11 protein-coding genes are annotated in these 16495 nt (G+C 68.2%); 7 read left to right on the forward strand and 4 right to left on the reverse strand.

Annotated features, from left to right (window positions below):
• Positions 1-107 precede the first annotated feature (107 nt).
• Complete coding sequence (locus ACFQXB_RS12760) at positions 108-1109, forward strand: YeiH family protein (RefSeq protein WP_377404296.1); 1002 nt, start codon at positions 108-110, stop codon at positions 1107-1109.
• Here ACFQXB_RS12760 and ACFQXB_RS12765 read toward each other — a convergent pair.
• Positions 1106-2347 carry a glycerate kinase type-2 family protein gene (locus ACFQXB_RS12765; protein ID WP_377404299.1) on the reverse strand — a complete coding sequence of 414 codons (1242 nt, stop codon included), beginning with the start codon at positions 2345-2347 and terminating at the stop codon, positions 1106-1108. The two genes, ACFQXB_RS12760 and ACFQXB_RS12765, sit on opposite strands and share 4 nt — an antisense overlap.
• 235 nt (positions 2348-2582) lie before the next feature.
• On the opposite strand from ACFQXB_RS12765, the gene ACFQXB_RS12770 reads away from it, so the two are divergent.
• The 3 genes from ACFQXB_RS12770 (at position 2583) to ACFQXB_RS12780 (ending at position 7649) form a co-directional block, all read left to right on the forward strand.
• Positions 2583-2939, forward strand: a complete 357-nt coding sequence (locus ACFQXB_RS12770; RefSeq protein WP_377404301.1) for a metalloregulator ArsR/SmtB family transcription factor — start codon at positions 2583-2585, stop codon at positions 2937-2939.
• Positions 2940-3289: 350 nt separating this feature from the next.
• Complete coding sequence (locus ACFQXB_RS12775; protein ID WP_377404304.1) at positions 3290-4531, forward strand: efflux RND transporter periplasmic adaptor subunit; 1242 nt, start codon at positions 3290-3292, stop codon at positions 4529-4531.
• Positions 4532-4535: 4 nt separating this feature from the next.
• On the forward strand, positions 4536-7649 hold the full coding sequence (locus tag ACFQXB_RS12780) for an efflux RND transporter permease subunit (protein ID WP_377404307.1): 3114 nt from the start codon (positions 4536-4538) through the stop codon (positions 7647-7649).
• Between the two features lie 471 nt (positions 7650-8120).
• On the opposite strand, the gene ACFQXB_RS12785 is transcribed toward ACFQXB_RS12780, so the two are convergent.
• Both ACFQXB_RS12785 and ACFQXB_RS12790 read right to left on the reverse strand, forming a co-directional pair.
• Positions 8121-8372, reverse strand: coding sequence for a hypothetical protein (locus ACFQXB_RS12785; protein ID WP_377404310.1), 252 nt, complete (start codon positions 8370-8372; stop codon positions 8121-8123).
• 325 nt (positions 8373-8697) lie between these two features.
• Positions 8698-12348, reverse strand: a complete 3651-nt coding sequence (locus ACFQXB_RS12790; RefSeq protein WP_377404313.1) for a vitamin B12-dependent ribonucleotide reductase — start codon at positions 12346-12348, stop codon at positions 8698-8700.
• Between the two features lie 489 nt (positions 12349-12837).
• On the opposite strand from ACFQXB_RS12790, the gene ACFQXB_RS12795 reads away from it, so the two are divergent.
• From ACFQXB_RS12795 to ACFQXB_RS12805, 3 genes are all read left to right on the forward strand, one after another.
• Positions 12838-14004, forward strand: a complete 1167-nt coding sequence (locus ACFQXB_RS12795; RefSeq protein ID WP_377404316.1) for a nucleotide sugar dehydrogenase — start codon at positions 12838-12840, stop codon at positions 14002-14004.
• 73 nt (positions 14005-14077) lie between these two features.
• Positions 14078-14488 carry a universal stress protein gene (locus ACFQXB_RS12800; RefSeq protein WP_377404319.1) on the forward strand — a complete coding sequence of 137 codons (411 nt, stop codon included), beginning with the start codon at positions 14078-14080 and terminating at the stop codon, positions 14486-14488.
• A gap of 335 nt (positions 14489-14823) precedes the next feature.
• Entirely contained in the window at positions 14824-15069 is a 246-nt protein-coding gene (locus ACFQXB_RS12805; protein WP_377404322.1) for a hypothetical protein, read from the forward strand.
• A 442-nt stretch (positions 15070-15511) separates the two neighbouring features.
• On the opposite strand, the gene ACFQXB_RS12810 is transcribed toward ACFQXB_RS12805, so the two are convergent.
• Positions 15512-16141: an NAD(P)-dependent oxidoreductase gene (locus tag ACFQXB_RS12810; protein ID WP_377404325.1), complete on the reverse strand. Its 630-nt coding sequence runs from the start codon at positions 16139-16141 to the stop codon at positions 15512-15514.
• Positions 16142-16495: the final 354 nt, after the last annotated feature.

Consider the following 16495-nt stretch of genomic DNA (forward strand, 5'->3'; position numbering starts at 1 on the left):
AGGATCCGGCACAGCGGCATGCGGGCCTCGACGCCTGCGGCGAATGGGCATAACACTCACCACGTGCGGTTGCACCGCCTGCCCTCAACCTGCTGATCGGATGCCATGTGCCGAGCCTACCCTCGCTGATCCCGCCCCGCTGGCACGCGCTTCTGCCCGGCCTTGCCGTGGCGGGGCTTGTTGCCGCCACCGCGCAGTTCCTCTCCGAGCACTATGGCGCCCCGGCGATGCTGATGGCGATCCTTCTGGGCATCGCGCTGCATTTCCTCTCGGAAGAGGGGCGCACCGTCGAGGGGGTCGATTTTGCGGCCAAAGGCATCTTGCGGCTGGGGGTGGCGCTGCTGGGGCTGCGCATCAGCGCCGAGATGTTCCTGTCGCTGGGTCCGGGGCTTCTGGCGCTGGTGATCGGTGGCGTGGCGCTGACCATCGGCTTCGGCCTGCTGGTCACCCGCGCCTTCGGCCAGGACCGCGCCTTCGGCTTTCTGACCGGCGGGTCGGTGGCGATCTGCGGCGCCTCGGCGGCGCTGGCCATCGCGGCGGTGCTGCCCCGACGCGAAGGGGGCGAGCGGGATCTGGTCTTTGCCGTCGTCGGTGTCACGGTGCTCTCGACCGTCGCGATGATCCTTTACCCGATGCTTGCCGGTGCGCTTGGGCTGGATCACCGCGCGACGGGGGTGTTTCTGGGGGCGACGATCCATGATGTCGCGCAGGTTGTCGGCGCGGGCTTCTCCGTCTCGGAGGAAACCGGCGAAATGGCGACGATGGTCAAGCTGATCCGCGTGACCATGCTGGCCCCGGTGGTGCTGATGGCGGCGCTGGTCCTGCGCGCGCGGGGCGAAGCCAGCGCCAGCCGGCCGCCGCTGGTTCCGGGCTTTGTCATCGCCTTCCTCGTGCTGGCGGCGCTGAATTCGCTGCATCTGGTGCCGCCCTGGGCGCATGAGACCGCGGCCAGCCTGTCACGCTGGGCGCTGCTGACCGCCATCGCCGCCGTGGGCATGAAAACCTCGATTCCGCGCCTGTTGCAGGTGGGCGGGGCGGCGATCTCGCTTCTCGTGGCGGAAACGCTGTTTCTGGCGGCACTGGTTCTGGCCGGGTTGATGCTGCTTTAGCGCAGCATCACCTGCACATCGGCGACATTGGTGCCGGTTTCGCCCGTCAGCAGCAGATCGCCCGCCGCCGCCAGCGCAGGATAGCTGTCGTTTTCGGCCAGCGCCGCCCGCGGATCGATCCCCGCGGCACGGATCCGCGCCAGCGTGCCCCCATCGACCACGGCGCCTGCGGCATCGGTCGGGCCGTCGCGGCCATCGGTGCCCCCGGACAGAAAGACGAAGGGCGCGGTGATGCCGCGCTCCTCGGCCAGAAGCGCGACGCGCAGGGCGAGTTCCTGATTGCGCCCGCCGCGCCCGGTGCCCCGCAGGGTCACGGTCGTTTCCCCGCCAAAGAGCGTCAGGCCCGGCCCGGCGCAGTCCCAGATCCGGGCGGCGGCCTCGGCCACATCGCCGACCAGCGGCTGCACCACCCGGCCGCCGGTGCCCTGCGCCATCGCCGCCACCGACAGCGCATTCGAGCCGATCAGCCGGTTTTCAACCTCCTGCCCCGCGGGCGGCGCGGGGGGCGCGTGCTCCAGATGGCGGCGCACGGCGGGCGGCACCCGGTCCCAAAGCCCGCGCGCCACCAGAACCTTTTGCGCGGCGTCCGGTGGCCCAAGGGGGGCCGCCGTCGGGCCCGAGGCGATCACCCGCAGGTCATCGCCCACCACATCCGACAGGATCAGCGCCCGCAGCCGCGCGCGCGCCGCAAGCCGCGCAAGCCCGCCCCCCTTGAGCCGTGAAAGGGACTGCCGCACCAGATTCATCTCGGCGATATCCGCGCCCGAGGCCAGAAGCAGCCGGCTGACCTCGGCCTTGTCGGCCAGGCTGACGCCCGCAACCGGCGCCACCGCCAGCGCCGAGCCGCCGCCCGAGATCAGCACCAGCGCCACATCGCCACGCCCGAGGCCCTCTGCCGCGGCCGCCAGCGCTTCGCCCGCCACAAGGCTTCGGGCATCGGGAACCGGATGGCCTCCCGCCAGCACCTCGGCCCCCGCAAGCGGCCCTGCCATCGCGGGCGTGGTGATGATCAGAACCCTGTCGGAAGGGCACAGTGCAGCGGCGGCCCCGGCCATGGCCATGGCCGCCTTGCCCAACGCCATGACCACCAGACGCCCGCCCGGCGCCGGCCGGGGCAGCGGTTCCTGTTCCAGGGCGCGGCGCACTGCCGCGGCAGGATCGGCGGCCGCGACCGCCCGGTCATAGAGGGTGCGGACCAGGGCGCGCGGCGGCAGTTCGTTCAGGGGACGGTTCGACATGCACCATCCTAGCGCGGGCGGGTCGGCGCAGGAAAGCCCTTGAACCCTTGCGACGTCAGATTAGATTAGATGAATATGATCGCAGGACCGCGACCCCCGTCGCGCCCCGGTGCGGCCCGTGCACCCCACTGTCGGCTTGCCGCCTGCCGGGGCAACGGCCTAAGAGGAAGGATGGGCCCTCCGGGCGTTCTCAGGGAACGCCGGCGCCGCTGGCCTGCTGGACAAGGACAAGACCATGCCGTTCGACCCCTCGGACACTCGTTCCGACACCCGTGCCGACACTGCGCCCTCGCCTGCCGAGATGATGGCCAATGCCCAGGCGGCCTCGGGGTTTCTCAAGGCGCTGGCGCATGAGGGACGGCTGATGATCCTCTGCCACCTGGCGACGGGCGAGAAATCGGTGACCGAGCTTGAGACGCTGCTGGAAGCCCGGCAGGCCGCGGTCAGCCAGCAGCTTGCCCGGTTGCGGCTGGAAGGCGTTGTCGCGACCCGGCGCGAGGGAAAGACGATCTTCTATTCGATCGCCGATCCGAAGGCCCGGCGCATGGTCGGCCTGCTCTACGACATGTTCTGCGCCGACTCCACATGCTGAGCCGCTGATCCCCCCGAGGAGCGGGCGCCGACCTTCAGGCTGTTTCGCGGGCGCCGCACCGCGTTCCGCCGGCCGCGCACCGCCGGGCCAGCCGGCGGCGGAACCAGGGCGAAGGTTCTGACGCCTGCGGTCGCGGGACTGACTGCCCTGCGCTGCCGGCCCGCCGGACGTGTTCCGCCGGCCGCGGTTGCCGCGTTGCCCCCGCGCCGGCACATATGGGCCTTCTCGCACGAAAGTGATGCATCCCTGCGCCGGAACGGGTGGCATCCTGCGTATCATGCACAGGAACCCGTTGCCTTTCGGGTGTCTTCCTGCATTTTCGAACCAAGCAAGCCGAAGGAGCCCGCCGTATGCCGCTTTGGAAACAAGCGACCCTCGCCCTTTTCCTGACCGCTGCGGCGGTTCTTGGCTGGGCCGCCTTCGTCCCCGGCGCGCAACCGACACTTGAACGGATTGGGCTTCTGGCGCCGTTGCAGCGGATCGGCGTCATCGCCCCGATGGATGCGACGGATGCGCCACGGCCGGGCGGCGGGCCGCCGGGCGCCGGCGCGCGCGTCATCGCCAGCCCGATCGGCACCGGCACGATGAATGACGAGATCACCGCCATCGGCACCGCGCAGGCGATCCGCGCCGTCGTCATCACCCCCGAGGTGGGCGGGCGCATCAGCGAGGTTCTGGTGCGGTCCGGCGACACGGTGAGCGAGGGGCAGGTTCTTGCCCGGATCGACAGCGCGGCCGAGGAAATCGCGCTTGAACGCGCGCGGCTGGTGCTGGCCGATGCCGAGGCCACCGCCGAGCGTCTGGGGCGGCTGCAGGCCTCGGGCGCGGCGACCGAGGTCGCGATCCGCGACGCGGCCCTTGCCGTCGAGACGGCCCGTCTGGGGCTTCGGCAGGCCGAATTCGACCTGTCGCGGCGCATCCTGACCGCGCCCATCGCCGGTGCGGTCGGCATCGTCGCGATCGAGCCGGGCGCCCAGGTCACGCCCCAGACCGAGATCACCCGCATCGACGACCGGTCGCGCCTGCTGATCGAGTTCCGGATCCCGGAGCGGCTGGTCGCGCGGGTCGGCACCGGCGATCCGGCCCTGATCGCGCCGCTTGCCCGGCCGGGTCAGGTGCTGGAGGGGCGGATCCGGGCCATCGACAACCGCGTGGACCAGACCACGCGGTCGCTTCTGGTGCAGGCCGAACTGGACAATCCGCTTGACGATCTGCGCGCGGGGATGGCCTTTTCCATCACCCTGCGCTTCGAGGGCGATGAATGGCCCGCGGTGGACCCGCTTTCGGTGCAATGGGGGGCCGAGGGCGCCTTTGTCTGGGCGGTGCGCGACGGGCGCGCCACCCGTGTGCCCGTGCGGATCATGCAGCGCACGGCCGATACGGTCCTGGTGCGGGGCGATCTTGCCGCCGGCGATGTGGTGATCCGCGAAGGTGTCACCAATCTGCGTCCAGGGGCACCCGTGCAGGTCGATGGGGCATCCGCATCCGGCCCCGCCGGGGCGGCGGCGCCCCCGGACCACACCGCCCCGGCGCCAGACCAGCGCGGCGAGAATGCCGAGGCGCGCGCCAGCGCCGCCCCGGTCGAGGGCTGAGCCGATGGCCGGCAATCCCATCCGCACCGGCGCCGGCACGGCGCTGTTCGTCCGCCGCCCCATCCTGGCCTTCGTGCTGTCGGCGCTGATCGTGATTGCCGGCGTGGCGGGGCTTTTCGGGGTCGAGGTGCGCGAACTGCCCGATGTGGACCGCCCCGTCGTCACCGTGACCACCAGCTTTTCCGGCGCCGGCCCCGAGACGGTTGACCGCGAGATCACCGGCAATATCGAGGGCGCGGTGGGCCGTGTCTCGGGCGTGCGGGCGATTTCCTCGACCTCCTCGTTCGGACGCAGCCGCGTGACGGTCGAATTCGCCGATGGCGTCAATCTGGATGTCGCCGCCACCGATATCCGCGATGCGATCGGCCGCATCCGCAACACCCTGCCCGACGGGGTGGATGAACCGCGCATCGTCAAGGCCGATGCCAATGCCGATGCGGTGATCCGGATCGGCGTCACCTCGTCCAGCCGCTCGGTGCAGGATCTGACCCGCATCGTCGAGGATCTGGTCGAGGACCGGCTGATCTCGGCCCCCGGGGTGGCGGATCTGCAGATCTTCGGCAACCGCAACCAGGTGTTCCGCGTCGATATCGACATGATGCAGCTGGCAAGCCGCGGCCTGACCCTGGCGGACCTGCGCAACACGCTGCGCAACGTGTCCTTCGATGCCCCCGCCGGGGCGCTGTCCAGCGCGAGCCAGAGCATCCAGGTCCGCACCACCGCCGCCGTGACCAGCCCCGAGGGGTTCGAGGCGCTGGTGATCCGCGACGACATCCGGCTGGGCGATGTGGCCCAGGTGACACTGGGCCCCGCCCCCGGCGAAAGCATCCTGCGCGCGAATGGCCAAAGCGGCATCGGCCTTGGCATCATCCGTCAGGCGCAAAGCAACACGCTTGATATCTCGGATGCCGTGGCCGGCATCGTGGACGAGTTGCAGGAGATCCTGCCAGCCGACGTCAGCATCTTCATCACCAGCGACGAGGCCACCTTCGTGCGCGGGGCGATTTCCGAGGTGCTCAAGACGCTGGGGCTGGCGGTGGCGATCGTGGTGGCGATCATCTTCCTGTTCCTGCGCGATGCGCGCGCGACGCTGATCCCCGCGATCACCCTGCCGGTGGCGCTGGTGGGAACGCTGGCGGCGATCTACCTGGCCGGGTTTTCGGTGAACATCCTCACCCTGCTTGCGCTGGTGCTGGCGACGGGGATGGTGGTGGATGATGCGATCGTGGTGCTGGAGAACATCGTGCGCCGGCGGGCCGAGGGCATGGGCCCGCGCGCCGCCGCCGTTCTGGGCACGCAGCAGGTGTTCTTTGCCGTCGTCACCACCACCGCCACGCTGGCGGCGGTATTCATTCCGCTGTCGTTCCTGCCGGGGCAGACCGGCGGGCTGTTTCGCGAATTCGGCTTCACGCTGGCGATTGCGGTGCTCCTGTCCTCGGTGGTGGCGCTCACGCTCTGCCCGGTGCTGGCCAGCCGCCTGCTGACGCGCGCGGCCACCGGCGAGGAGGACGGACCGATCCTGCGGCTGGGCAACCGGCTTCAGGGGCTTTACGCCGCCAGCCTGCGCGGGGCGCTGGCCGCGCCGCTGGTGGTGATCGCAGCCGCTGCGATCTTCGGCCTGACCGCGGTGATGATCGCCGGTGGCATCCGGCAGGAGGTCACGCCCTCCGAGGACCGCTCGGTCGCGCTGCTGAGTGTCCGGGCGCCGCAGGGGGTTTCGCTCGACTATACCAACGCCAAGATGCAGGAGATCGAGGCGCTGGTCGCCCCGCTGCGCGCCAGCGGCGAGGTCAGCAGCCTCTTTGCCATCGCCGGCACCGGGGGCGACAACCGCGGCTTCATCGTCATGACGCTGGCCCCCTGGGACCAGCGCAGCCGCAGCCAGCAGGAGATCGTGTCCGAGATCAACGGCGCGCTGCGCGGCGTGATCGGCGTGCAGGCCTTCGCGATCCAGCCCAATTCGCTGGGCATCCGCGGCGCAGGCCAGGGGCTGCGCTTTGCCGTGGTCGGCAACAGCTATGACACGCTTGGCAGCGCGGCGCAGCGCCTGGTCGAACGGTTGCAGGACGATCCGGCGATGGGTCAGGTGCGTCTGTCCTATGAAACCACCCAGCCACAATTGTTCATCGAGGTGGACCGTTCCCGCGCCTCGGATCTGGGCATCGACATCGACGGGCTGGGCGAGGCGCTTCAGGCGGTGCTGGATGGTCGCACCGTCGGCACCGTGTTCATCGAGGACATGAGCTTCGACATCACCATGCTGTCCACGGCGCAGCCGGTGAACGATCCCGGCGATCTGGAGCGGATCTTCGTGCAGGGCCGAGGCGGGCAGATGATTCCGATGTCCGCCTTCGTGCGGCTTGAGGAACGCGCCGTCGCCCCGGAACTCGGCCGCGAAAGCCAGATGCGCGCGGTCGAGATCACCGCAGGGCTCACCCCGGATCTGGCCCTGGGCGATGCGCTGGCGCAGGTGGAGGAGCTGGCCGCCGAGATCCTGCCCGCGGGCGCCCGGATCGTGCCGCTCGCCGAGGCGGCAACGCTGGATGAAACCGCGGGCGGGCTGATCCTGACCTTCGGCTTTGCGATCCTCGTGGTGTTTCTGGTGCTCTCGGCGCAGTTCGAAAGCTTTGTCTCGGCGGTGATCGTGATGGCGACGGTGCCGCTGGGGCTGGCCTGTGCGCTGTTCGCGCTGGCGCTGACCGGGGGCAGCCTGAACGTCTATTCCCAGATCGGGCTGGTGCTGCTGGTGGGGATCATGGCCAAGAACGGCATCCTGATCGTGGAATTCGCCAACCAGTTGCGCGATCAGGGCAAGGATGTGGCAAGCGCGATCTTCGACGCCTCGACCATCCGTCTGCGGCCGGTGATGATGACCATGGCCTCGACCGTGCTGGGGGGCGTGCCGCTGATCTTTTCCTTCGGTGCCGGTGCCGAGGCGCGCGAGGCTTTGGGCTGGATCATCGTGGGCGGTCTTGGCCTTGCCACGGTTTCCACGCTTTATCTGACGCCGGTGGCCTATCTGCTGCTCGCCCGTCTGACGACGCCCAAGGCCGAGGAAGAGGCCCGGCTTGCGCGGGAACTGGACGAGGCCTTGGGCGGCCGGCCGCCTGCGGAATAGCCGCAGGACCAAGCTGCCGCCCATCCCGAAGGCCAGGGGAGCCCGGCTCGGGCCAAGGGGCGCCCGCCCTGAACGGGGGAGGATGCTGCGCAAAGGGGGCTCCCGCGCGCCAACCCGGTCCTGCCCCGCGACTGCATCGCCTGAGTCGCGCAGTCCCCAAGCTGATAAGCCACCGATGCGACAGGATCCCATGGCCTTCGGCCGCAGCCCTGCCGACATGCGTGGCATGAACATGGGCCTAAGGCACGTCTGGTGGCGTTGGGCGCGATTGGCGAAGTCACTGTGGCACCTGCCCGGCGCAACCGTGGCGCCACCGCAGCATCGTCCCGAAGCCAAGGCGCTTGCCGGGCGGAGCGGGGCCGCGATCCATCAGGCGGTCGGCGAAGCCCATGACAGGTGGTGCTGGGCACGGGCTGGGACGTGTGCGGGCGGTGCCGGGTCGAGAGTGCTTCGTCCGCTATGACCGCGCCGTCACATCAGCGTTCTGGCCGGACCGCTGCAGATCAGGGTCACGGTCGTGTCGCCGCCTGACATCTCGATCGCAGCGACATCCATCGGGCGGCGGTCCAGATCCCCGCCGATCACCTCGACCGATCCCTTGCCGTGAAAGGTGGCATCCAGAAGCGAGATCAGCGCGTCGCCCCGCAAGGTGGCTGTGACGCCGCCGGCAATCCGACGGATGGCCGAGGGGGTGATGCGCCGGGCGCCGACAAGCAGTTCCATTCGAATTCCTCAGTCTGTTCCGGCGGTGTGCCGCGGCAGCGGTCCGCCTTGGGGGGCTGCAGCGGTCAGGCTGCAGACAATTGCAGAAGGCAGGTGGGCACCCGACGTGGCGGAAGGCCCCTTCCGGGGGCGCGGCGACCCGAGGACGCGGTGCCGGCAGGTGGTGACCCCCGCTTCGCCCGTTCTCGCTGCCCAGAGCAGCCGCTGAAACGGGCGCCGGCGCAAGGCGGCGCTGCTGCCCCTCGGCGCGACGGCGGCAGAGGGTCTTGTCACCGAACCCGCCCGGGACCGCCGCCGCCGCCCGTCCGGGGCGGCGACAGCACCCTCAGCTGCAGCCGCTGGTGCCGCCGCAGGTGTTGCACTTCATGCAGGTGCCGTTGCGCACCAGCGTGTAGTTGCCGCAATCCCCGCAGGGATCGCCCTCATAGCCCTGCATCCGCGCCCGCGCCCGGGCGTCCAGCGGCGCCACCGTCAGCGTCTCGGCCACCGCGACGTGGCTGGTGCTCTGGGCCAGCACGGCCTGCGGCGACAGCGCCGTCGCCCCCTGCACGCCGCCCTGCAGCACCACCAGTTCCTGCGGCACCCGCTTGCGCAGATAGCCGGTCGAACTGATCTGCTTGAGCACGGCAAGGCCACGGCTCGCCGCATCGGCCTCGGCCGGGGCGGGCTTGCCCTCCTCGTCGCCGCGGCCCAGGTCGTCGAACGAAGCGCCGGCCGGTTTCACATGGGCCAGATCGGTGCGGTCCAGATAGCTGACCGCCAGTTCCCGGAAGATGTAGTCGAGGATCGAGGTCGCGTTCTTGATGCTGTCATTGCCCTGCACCATCCCCGCCGGCTCGAACCGGGTAAAGGTGAAGGCCTCGACGAATTCCTCCAGCGGCACGCCATATTGCAGGCCCACGGACACGGCGATGGCAAAGTTGTTCATCATCGCCCGGAAGCCCGCGCCTTCCTTGTGCATGTCGATGAATATCTCGCCCAGCGTGCCGTCCTTGTATTCGCCGGTGCGCAGATAGACCTTGTGGCCGCCGACGATGGCCTTTTGCGTATAGCCCTTGCGGCGTTCCGGCAGTTTTTCGCGGTGGCTGCGGATGATCTCTTTCACCACCAGCTTTTCGACGATCTTTTCCGCGATCACCTGCGCCTTTTCGATCGGCGTGCCGGTGGCGAGCGTTTCCTCGGCCTCCTCGTCATCCTCGACCAGCGCCGATGCGAGCGGCTGGCTGAGCTTGGACCCGTCGCGGTAAAGCGCGTTGGCCTTGATGCCAAGGCTGTGCGACAGTTCATAGGCGGCCTTGCAATCCTCGATCGTGGCGGTCGAGGCCATGTTGATCGTCTTGGAAATCGCGCCCGAGATGAAGCTTTGCGCCGCCGCCATCATGTGGATGTGCGAGTCCACGCTCAGATACCGCTTGCCCTTCTTCCCGCAAGGGTTGGCGCAGTCGAAGACGGCGTAATGCTCCGGCTTGAGGAAGGGCGCGCCTTCCAGCGTCATCGTCCCGCAGACGTGGTCGTTCGCGGCGTCGATCTGCGCGCGGGTAAAGCCGAGATGGCGCAGCAGGTCGAAGGTCGGGTCGGCCAGACGATCCGCGGGGATGCCCAGCGTGCCGGTGCAGAAATCCGCGCCCAGCGTCCACTGGTTGAAGACAAAGCGGATGTCGAAGGCCGAGGGCAGCGCGGCCTCGATCTTGGCGATCTCCGCCTCGCCGAATCCGTGGCCGATCAGCGCGGCATGGTTGATCCCGGCGCAGTTGCCAAGGCTGCCATGGCCCACCGCATAGGCGATGATTTCCTCGATCTGCGACGACGAATAGCCAAGCGTTTCCAGCGCCGCGGGGACCGAGCGGTTGATGATCTTGAAATAGCCGCCGCCCGCCAGCTTCTTGAACTTGACCAGCGCGAAGTCGGGCTCGATCCCGGTCGTGTCGCAATCCATCACCAGCCCGATGGTGCCGGTGGGGGCGATCACGGTGGCCTGCGCGTTGCGATAGCCATGCGCCTCGCCCAGGCGCAGCGCGTCGTCCCAGGCGGATTGCGCAAGCGCCACCAGCCGCGCATCGGGGCAGTTCGCGTGGTCGAGGGCCACGGGCTTGACCGCCAGCCCCTCATAGCCCTCGGTCCTGCCATAGGCGGCGGTGCGGTGGTTGCGGATCACCCGCAGCATATGCTCGCGGTTCCTGGCATAGCCGGGGAAGGTTCCGACCTCGCCCGCGATTTCCGCCGAGGTGGCATAGGAAACGCCCGTCATCACCGCCGTCAGCGCCCCGCAGAGCGCGCGCCCCGCAGCCGAGTCGTAGCCGAGCCCCATGTTCATCAGAAGCCCGCCGATATTGGCATAGCCCAGGCCCAGCGTGCGGAAGTCATAGGACCGCTGCGCGATTTCCCGGCTGGGGAACTGCGCCATCAGCACCGAGATTTCCAGCGTCAGCGTCCAGAGCCGCGTCGCATGGACATATCCGTCCGCATCGAAGCGCCCGTCGCGATAGAAGGTCAGCAGGTTCATCGAGGCAAGGTTGCAGGCCGTGTCGTCGAGGAACATGTATTCCGAACAGGGGTTCGAGCCGCGGATCTCGCCATCCGCCGGGCAGGTGTGCCAGGCGTTGACCGTGTCGTGGAACTGGATGCCCGGGTCGGCGCAGGCCCAGGCGGCATGGCCGACCTGATCCCAAAGCTCGCGCGCCTTGACGGTTTTCGAGACGCGGCCATCGGTGCGCCGGATCAGCGCCCAGTCGTCATCATCGCGCACGGCCTGCAGGAACGCATCCGTCACCCGGACCGAGTTGTTGGAGTTCTGGCCCGAAACGGTGCTGTAGGCCTCGGAATCCCAGTCGGTGTCATAGGTGGGAAACTCGATGCTGGTGAAGCCCTGCCGCGCATATTGCAGCACGCGGTTGATATAGGTTTCGGGGATCATCGCCTTTTTCGCGCTGCGGATCGCGGATTTCAGCGCGCCGTTCTTTGCGGGGTCGGCGGCATCCTCGGCCAGCCCGTCCCATTGCGCGACGGCGGCGAAGATCCCGTTCAGCTGCGCCTCATGCGCCTTGGAGCCGGCGACAAGGCTTGCGACCTTCTGTTCCTCGATGACCTTCCAGTTGATGAACTGCTCGATATCGGGGTGATCCATGTCGCAGATCACCATCTTGGCCGCGCGCCGGGTCGTGCCGCCCGACTTGATCGCGCCGGCCGCGCGGTCGCCGATCTTGAGGAAGCCCATGAGCCCCGAAGACTTGCCCCCGCCCGACAGTTTCTCGCCCTCGCCGCGAAGCGAGGAAAAGTTCGTGCCCGTCCCCGAGCCGTATTTGAACAGACGCGCCTCGCGCACCCAGAGATCCATGATCCCGCCGTCATTCACCAGATCGTCGCTGACCGACTGGATGAAGCAGGCATGGGGCTGCGGGTGTTCATAGGCGCTGTCGGATTTCACCAGCTTGCCGGTCTTGTAGTCGACGTAGAAATGGCCCTGGCTCGGCCCGTCGATGCCATAGGCCCAGTGCAGGCCGGTGTTGAACCATTGCGGGCTGTTCGGCGCGGCCATCTGGCGCGCCAGCATCACGCGCATTTCGTCGAAATAGGCGCGGGCATCGGATTCGGCGGTGAAATAGCCGCCCTTCCAGCCCCAATAGGCCCAAGCGCCGGCCAGCCGGTCAAAGACCTGGCGCGCGCTGGTTTCGCCGGTGAAGCGTTCGGATTCCGGCAGCTCGGCCAGCGCGGCCTCATCGGGAACCGAGCGCCACAGGAATTCGGGCACGCCCTTTTCACGCACGCGTTTCAGCCGCGCCGGCACGCCCGCCTTGCGGAAATATTTCTGCGCGAGAACGTCCGAGGCCACCTGGCTCCAGCCTTGGGGGACTTCGACCGCCTCGTTTCGGAAAACCACCGTTCCATCGGGGTTGCGGATTTCGGACACGGTCGTCGTGAACCCGATGGCCGCATAGGCATCCTGCCCTGCGCAGGTAAACTTGCGTTCGATCTTCATCTTGCTGCCCTCGTTTGCCGCCGGATCACGAAGCCAGGCGCACAGACGCCGGTGCGCAGTGCGGGCTGGCCCAACGGCCACTAAATGTTGTGGTGGTTTACCGATCCAGCACAACCTGACGCAGACAGGCCCCCGCCGTCAATGACGAATCGCAGCGGAGATCCTTCGCTTTTGAGGCAGCGTCAGATCGCAAGCCGTGGACGGAGTTATCCACAACAGGGACAGTTCGGTGGATAAGCGCGCGTTTTTCCACAGGGCCGCAGGCAGCGACGCAAGCGGAGCGGTGGAGAAGTCGCGCCGGGCTTCTGCCCCGGCACTGCGGGATTTTTTGCAACAGGGCCCGCCGGTCCGGGCCGCCGCGCTTCGAAGCGGCCCGCGGGGCAGCCAGGCGACAGAATCACCTCCTGCCAGCCACCACAACATCTGGATGCGGTTGCCACGGACGTGAGGGGGGTGCAGAAAGACACAGCAGCAGCAACGGAGAGCGAAATGAAGATCGGGATTGCGGGACTGGGATATGTGGGGCTTTCGAACGCGATCCTGCTTGCCCAGAACCACGAGGTGGTGGCCTGCGACCCCGATCACGGCAGAACTGCCGCCGTGAACGCCGGCCTTTCGCCGATCGAGGATGCCGACTGCAGCACCTATCTTGCCAGCGGGCGGCTGAAGCTGCGCGCAACGACCGATCCCGAAAGCGCCTATGCCGGCGCCGATTGGGTCATCATTGCGACGCCCACCAACTATGATCCGAAAACCAACCGCTTCGACACCCGGACGGTCGAGCAGGTGGTTGACCAGGTGCGCCGCATCGCCCCGCAGGCGGTGATGGTCATCAAGTCCACCATCCCCGTCGGCTATGTCCGTCACCTGAGCGAACAGACCGGCTGCGACCGTATCCTGTTCTCGCCGGAGTTCCTGCGCGAAGGCCGTGCGCTGCACGACAACCTGTACCCGTCCCGCATCGTGGTGGGCGAACGCAGCCCCCGGGGCCAGGCCTTTGCCGACCTCCTTCTGGAGGGCGCCATCCGCAAGGATGCACCGGTTCTCCTGACCGACCCCACCGAGGCCGAGGCGATCAAGCTGTTCGCCAACACCTATCTTGCAATGCGCGTCGCCTATTTCAACGAACTGGACAGCTATGCCCTCGTGCACGGGCTGGACCCCCGCCAGATCATTGAAGGTGTCGGCCATGACCCGCGCATCGGCGCCCATTACAACAACCCCTCGTTCGGATATGGCGGCTATTGCCTGCCCAAGGACAGCAAGCAGCTTCTGGCCAATTACGACGCGGTGCCGCAGAACCTGATTCGGGCGATCGTCGAGTCCAACCGCACCCGCAAGGATTTCATCGCCGATCAGGTGATCGCGCAGAGCCCCAAGGTGGTGGGGATCTATCGCCTGACCATGAAGCAGGGCTCGGACAACTTCCGCGACAGTTCCGTTCAGGGGATCATGAAGCGGATCAAGGCCAAGGGCATCGAGGTCATCGTCTATGAGCCCGCCCTGGACGCGCCGGATTTCTTCCGGTCGCGCGTGGTGCGCGATCTGGACCTGTTCAAGGCCGAGGCCGACCTGATCCTTGCCAACCGCCAGGCGCCGGAACTGGCCGATGTGGCGCAGAAGGTCTACACTCGGGATCTGTTCGGAAGCGATTGACTTGATCGGGATCAATGACGCGGACGGCGGGCGCCGCTAGTCCTGCCCGTGAATGCACAGGAGGGAAATGCGCATGTATCAGACAATCATCGTGGCGGTGGCCCTGGGCGGTGACACCACCGGCGGTCCGCTTCTTGAACGGGCGACGCGGCTGCTGGCACCCGGCGGCAGCATCAAGCTGGTGCATGTGCTGGAAGAGGTGCCGGCTTATATCGTGGCCGAACTGCCGCGCGATGTGCTGAGTGCGCGCAAGGCCGAGGCCATGGTCGAACTGCGCGACCTTGCCGCCGCCCAGTCCGCCGCCGCCGACTGCGAAGTGCGCCAGGGCAGCCCGGCGACCGCAATTCTCGAGGCCGCAGCAGATCACGGGGCCGATCTGATCATGATCGCCTCGCACCGGCCCGACCTGCGCGACTATTTCATCGGCTCGACCGCAGCCCGGGTGGTGCGCCACGCGAAATGCTCGGTGCTGATCAGCCGCTAGGCAGGGACAGCAGGGGATGGCGCTACCCGCCATTCCCGCCGCCGCCATCCCACCGATCAGGGATCCGGAGCGTCCGCGAGCGCTCGGGCAGGATCATGCCCCAGGGCCGGAGCGCAGCCGAACCGGGATCACCCGCGCAGCCTCGGCCGGCGTGCGGCATGAGGCGCGGTCCGGCTCGTAGCCGCGTCGCGCCGTTCCGACACCTCCCGCTTCGTTGCCGAAAGGCCCACATGGTGGCGCGACAGCCCTGTGCGCCCTTCGCAGTTCGTCTGGGAAGGCGGAACATCCCGGCAGTTCCCCGCGTTGCAAAGACGATCCGGATGACGGGGGAAGGAATGAGAAACGATCGGCCCGCCACAACCGAAACCGGCAGCGAACGCAATACCGCCAGGCTGCGCATGGCCTTCGGCCGCGTCTCGATCGAAAGCGACGTCGCCATTTCGGCCGGCGGCCTCCTGGCGATCGGCGGGATGGTATCGGGGATTCTGCTCTCGGTAACGGCTCTGGTCTGGGTCGCGACGCGGAAGCTTCCCGACGGCTCGCTGCCGGCCGGGATCCGGAAGGACACATCGACCGGCTGAGCGTCGGCGGATGCCGCACCGGACGCCGTGGCGATCTGCGACAGCATCAAACGGCGCCCGGGCAAGCCGCGACCGCGCCGTTCCGCAGCCGTTGGAGGCAGAGATGTCCGCATCGCCCCAAGGGACTGCATGACAGCTTGCGCTGCCGGTGCAAAGGCTCGCCCGGCTGTCGTCGCGCCGCCCGGCGGCGCCCGTGCGGCCGGTCTGGACCACCAGGATCCCCGCAGCCTGACCCGGGCGCATCATCGGTGCTGCCGTGGCCCGCGGCGCGTCATCTGCACGCCCGCGGGAAACCGGCGCAACCCGTGCCCGGAGCGCGCGCCGCCCGGCCAGGCAGGGTGCCGCGGCAGCAGTCCTGCACCGCCGCAGGCAGGATCAGGCCGGCTTCGAGCATTCGGCCCCGCCTGCCCGTTCAGCCGCAGGCCCTGCGACCGAGAACGCCTCAGCTGCGTCCGAAGAAGGGTTTTTGATGAAGGAAGCGGTGGCCTTCGACGCAGTCCAGAATGAAGCTGGCGACCTCGTCGCGGGTGACGGATTTCAACTGAAGGCCCGGCGGGACCTGGGTGACCACCGTCCACTCTCCTTGCCCTGCCTGCGCCTTGAACGGCGCAGGACGCAGGATGGTCCAGTCGAGGTCTGATCGCTCGATCATGGCCTCCTGGATATCCTTGTCCGCATAGCGGTTGCGCGTGAACAGCGGGAAGATGATGCGGTTGTAAAACCAGCCGCCATGGCCCTTCGTCTCACCGGCGCCGACACCTGTCACGACGATCAGGCGCCGGATGCCCGTCTGTTGCATGGCAGCAATCACCGCACGGGTAGAGTCCGAGAACAGGGTGGTTTTGGATGTGCGATCCAGCCCGAGACAGACGATCACCGCATCATGGCCGGCCATGCTCTTCTTGAGGAAGATCTCATCGTCGGGTCGGCCCACGGCAACCGAGACACCCTGGACCACCGTGATGTTCGCCGCCGTGCGCGTCTGGGCCGTCACGTCATGCCCACGCGCAAGTGCCTGTTCCGTAAGCCGCTGACCGACACCGCCGGACGCTCCCAGAATGAACAGCCGCATGGCAGATCCCTCCTTCCTGACGCGCCCGTAGCGTCTGTGACCCCGTCGCATCCTGAAACGGCCGGTCGGGAACAGCCGGTGTCTCTTGAGTGCCACCCCCAGCCGCGGCGTTCAAGGCCTCGCGGCCCGGACACCACCCCTTCGACACCGCGCCCGCCCACGGAGCTCGCCGCTGCCCGCGGCAGAGAGCGGCAGGCCCCTTGGCGCCGTAACGGCGATCGACACCCTGCAACCCGCACCGCCCGCGGCGTTGGCCTGCCCGTGCGCGGGACCGGGCCGCGCGGTTTCGGCTGCCCCGCCCGCAGGAAAAGGCCCGCGATCGGCACGGTCCGGACCGGGGGCCCGCCCCTCGCC

Origin of the sequence: Halodurantibacterium daqingense (genome assembly GCF_042666235.1) — a bacterium.
GTDB lineage: Bacteria > Pseudomonadota > Alphaproteobacteria > Rhodobacterales > Rhodobacteraceae > Halodurantibacterium > Halodurantibacterium daqingensis.

Coding starts and splice junctions, on each gene's coding strand:
- ACFQXB_RS12765 (WP_377404299.1), bottom strand. CDS start 2,347: ATGTCGAACCGTCCCCTGAACGAACTGCCGCCGCGCGCCCTGGTCCGC.
- ACFQXB_RS12770 (WP_377404301.1), top strand. CDS start 2,583: ATGCCGTTCGACCCCTCGGACACTCGTTCCGACACCCGTGCCGACACT.
- ACFQXB_RS12775 (WP_377404304.1), top strand. CDS start 3,290: ATGCCGCTTTGGAAACAAGCGACCCTCGCCCTTTTCCTGACCGCTGCG.
- ACFQXB_RS12780 (WP_377404307.1), top strand. CDS start 4,536: ATGGCCGGCAATCCCATCCGCACCGGCGCCGGCACGGCGCTGTTCGTC.
- ACFQXB_RS12785 (WP_377404310.1), bottom strand. CDS start 8,372: ATGGAACTGCTTGTCGGCGCCCGGCGCATCACCCCCTCGGCCATCCGT.
- ACFQXB_RS12790 (WP_377404313.1), bottom strand. CDS start 12,348: ATGAAGATCGAACGCAAGTTTACCTGCGCAGGGCAGGATGCCTATGCG.
- ACFQXB_RS12795 (WP_377404316.1), top strand. CDS start 12,838: ATGAAGATCGGGATTGCGGGACTGGGATATGTGGGGCTTTCGAACGCG.
- ACFQXB_RS12800 (WP_377404319.1), top strand. CDS start 14,078: ATGTATCAGACAATCATCGTGGCGGTGGCCCTGGGCGGTGACACCACC.
- ACFQXB_RS12805 (WP_377404322.1), top strand. CDS start 14,824: ATGAGAAACGATCGGCCCGCCACAACCGAAACCGGCAGCGAACGCAAT.
- ACFQXB_RS12810 (WP_377404325.1), bottom strand. CDS start 16,141: ATGCGGCTGTTCATTCTGGGAGCGTCCGGCGGTGTCGGTCAGCGGCTT.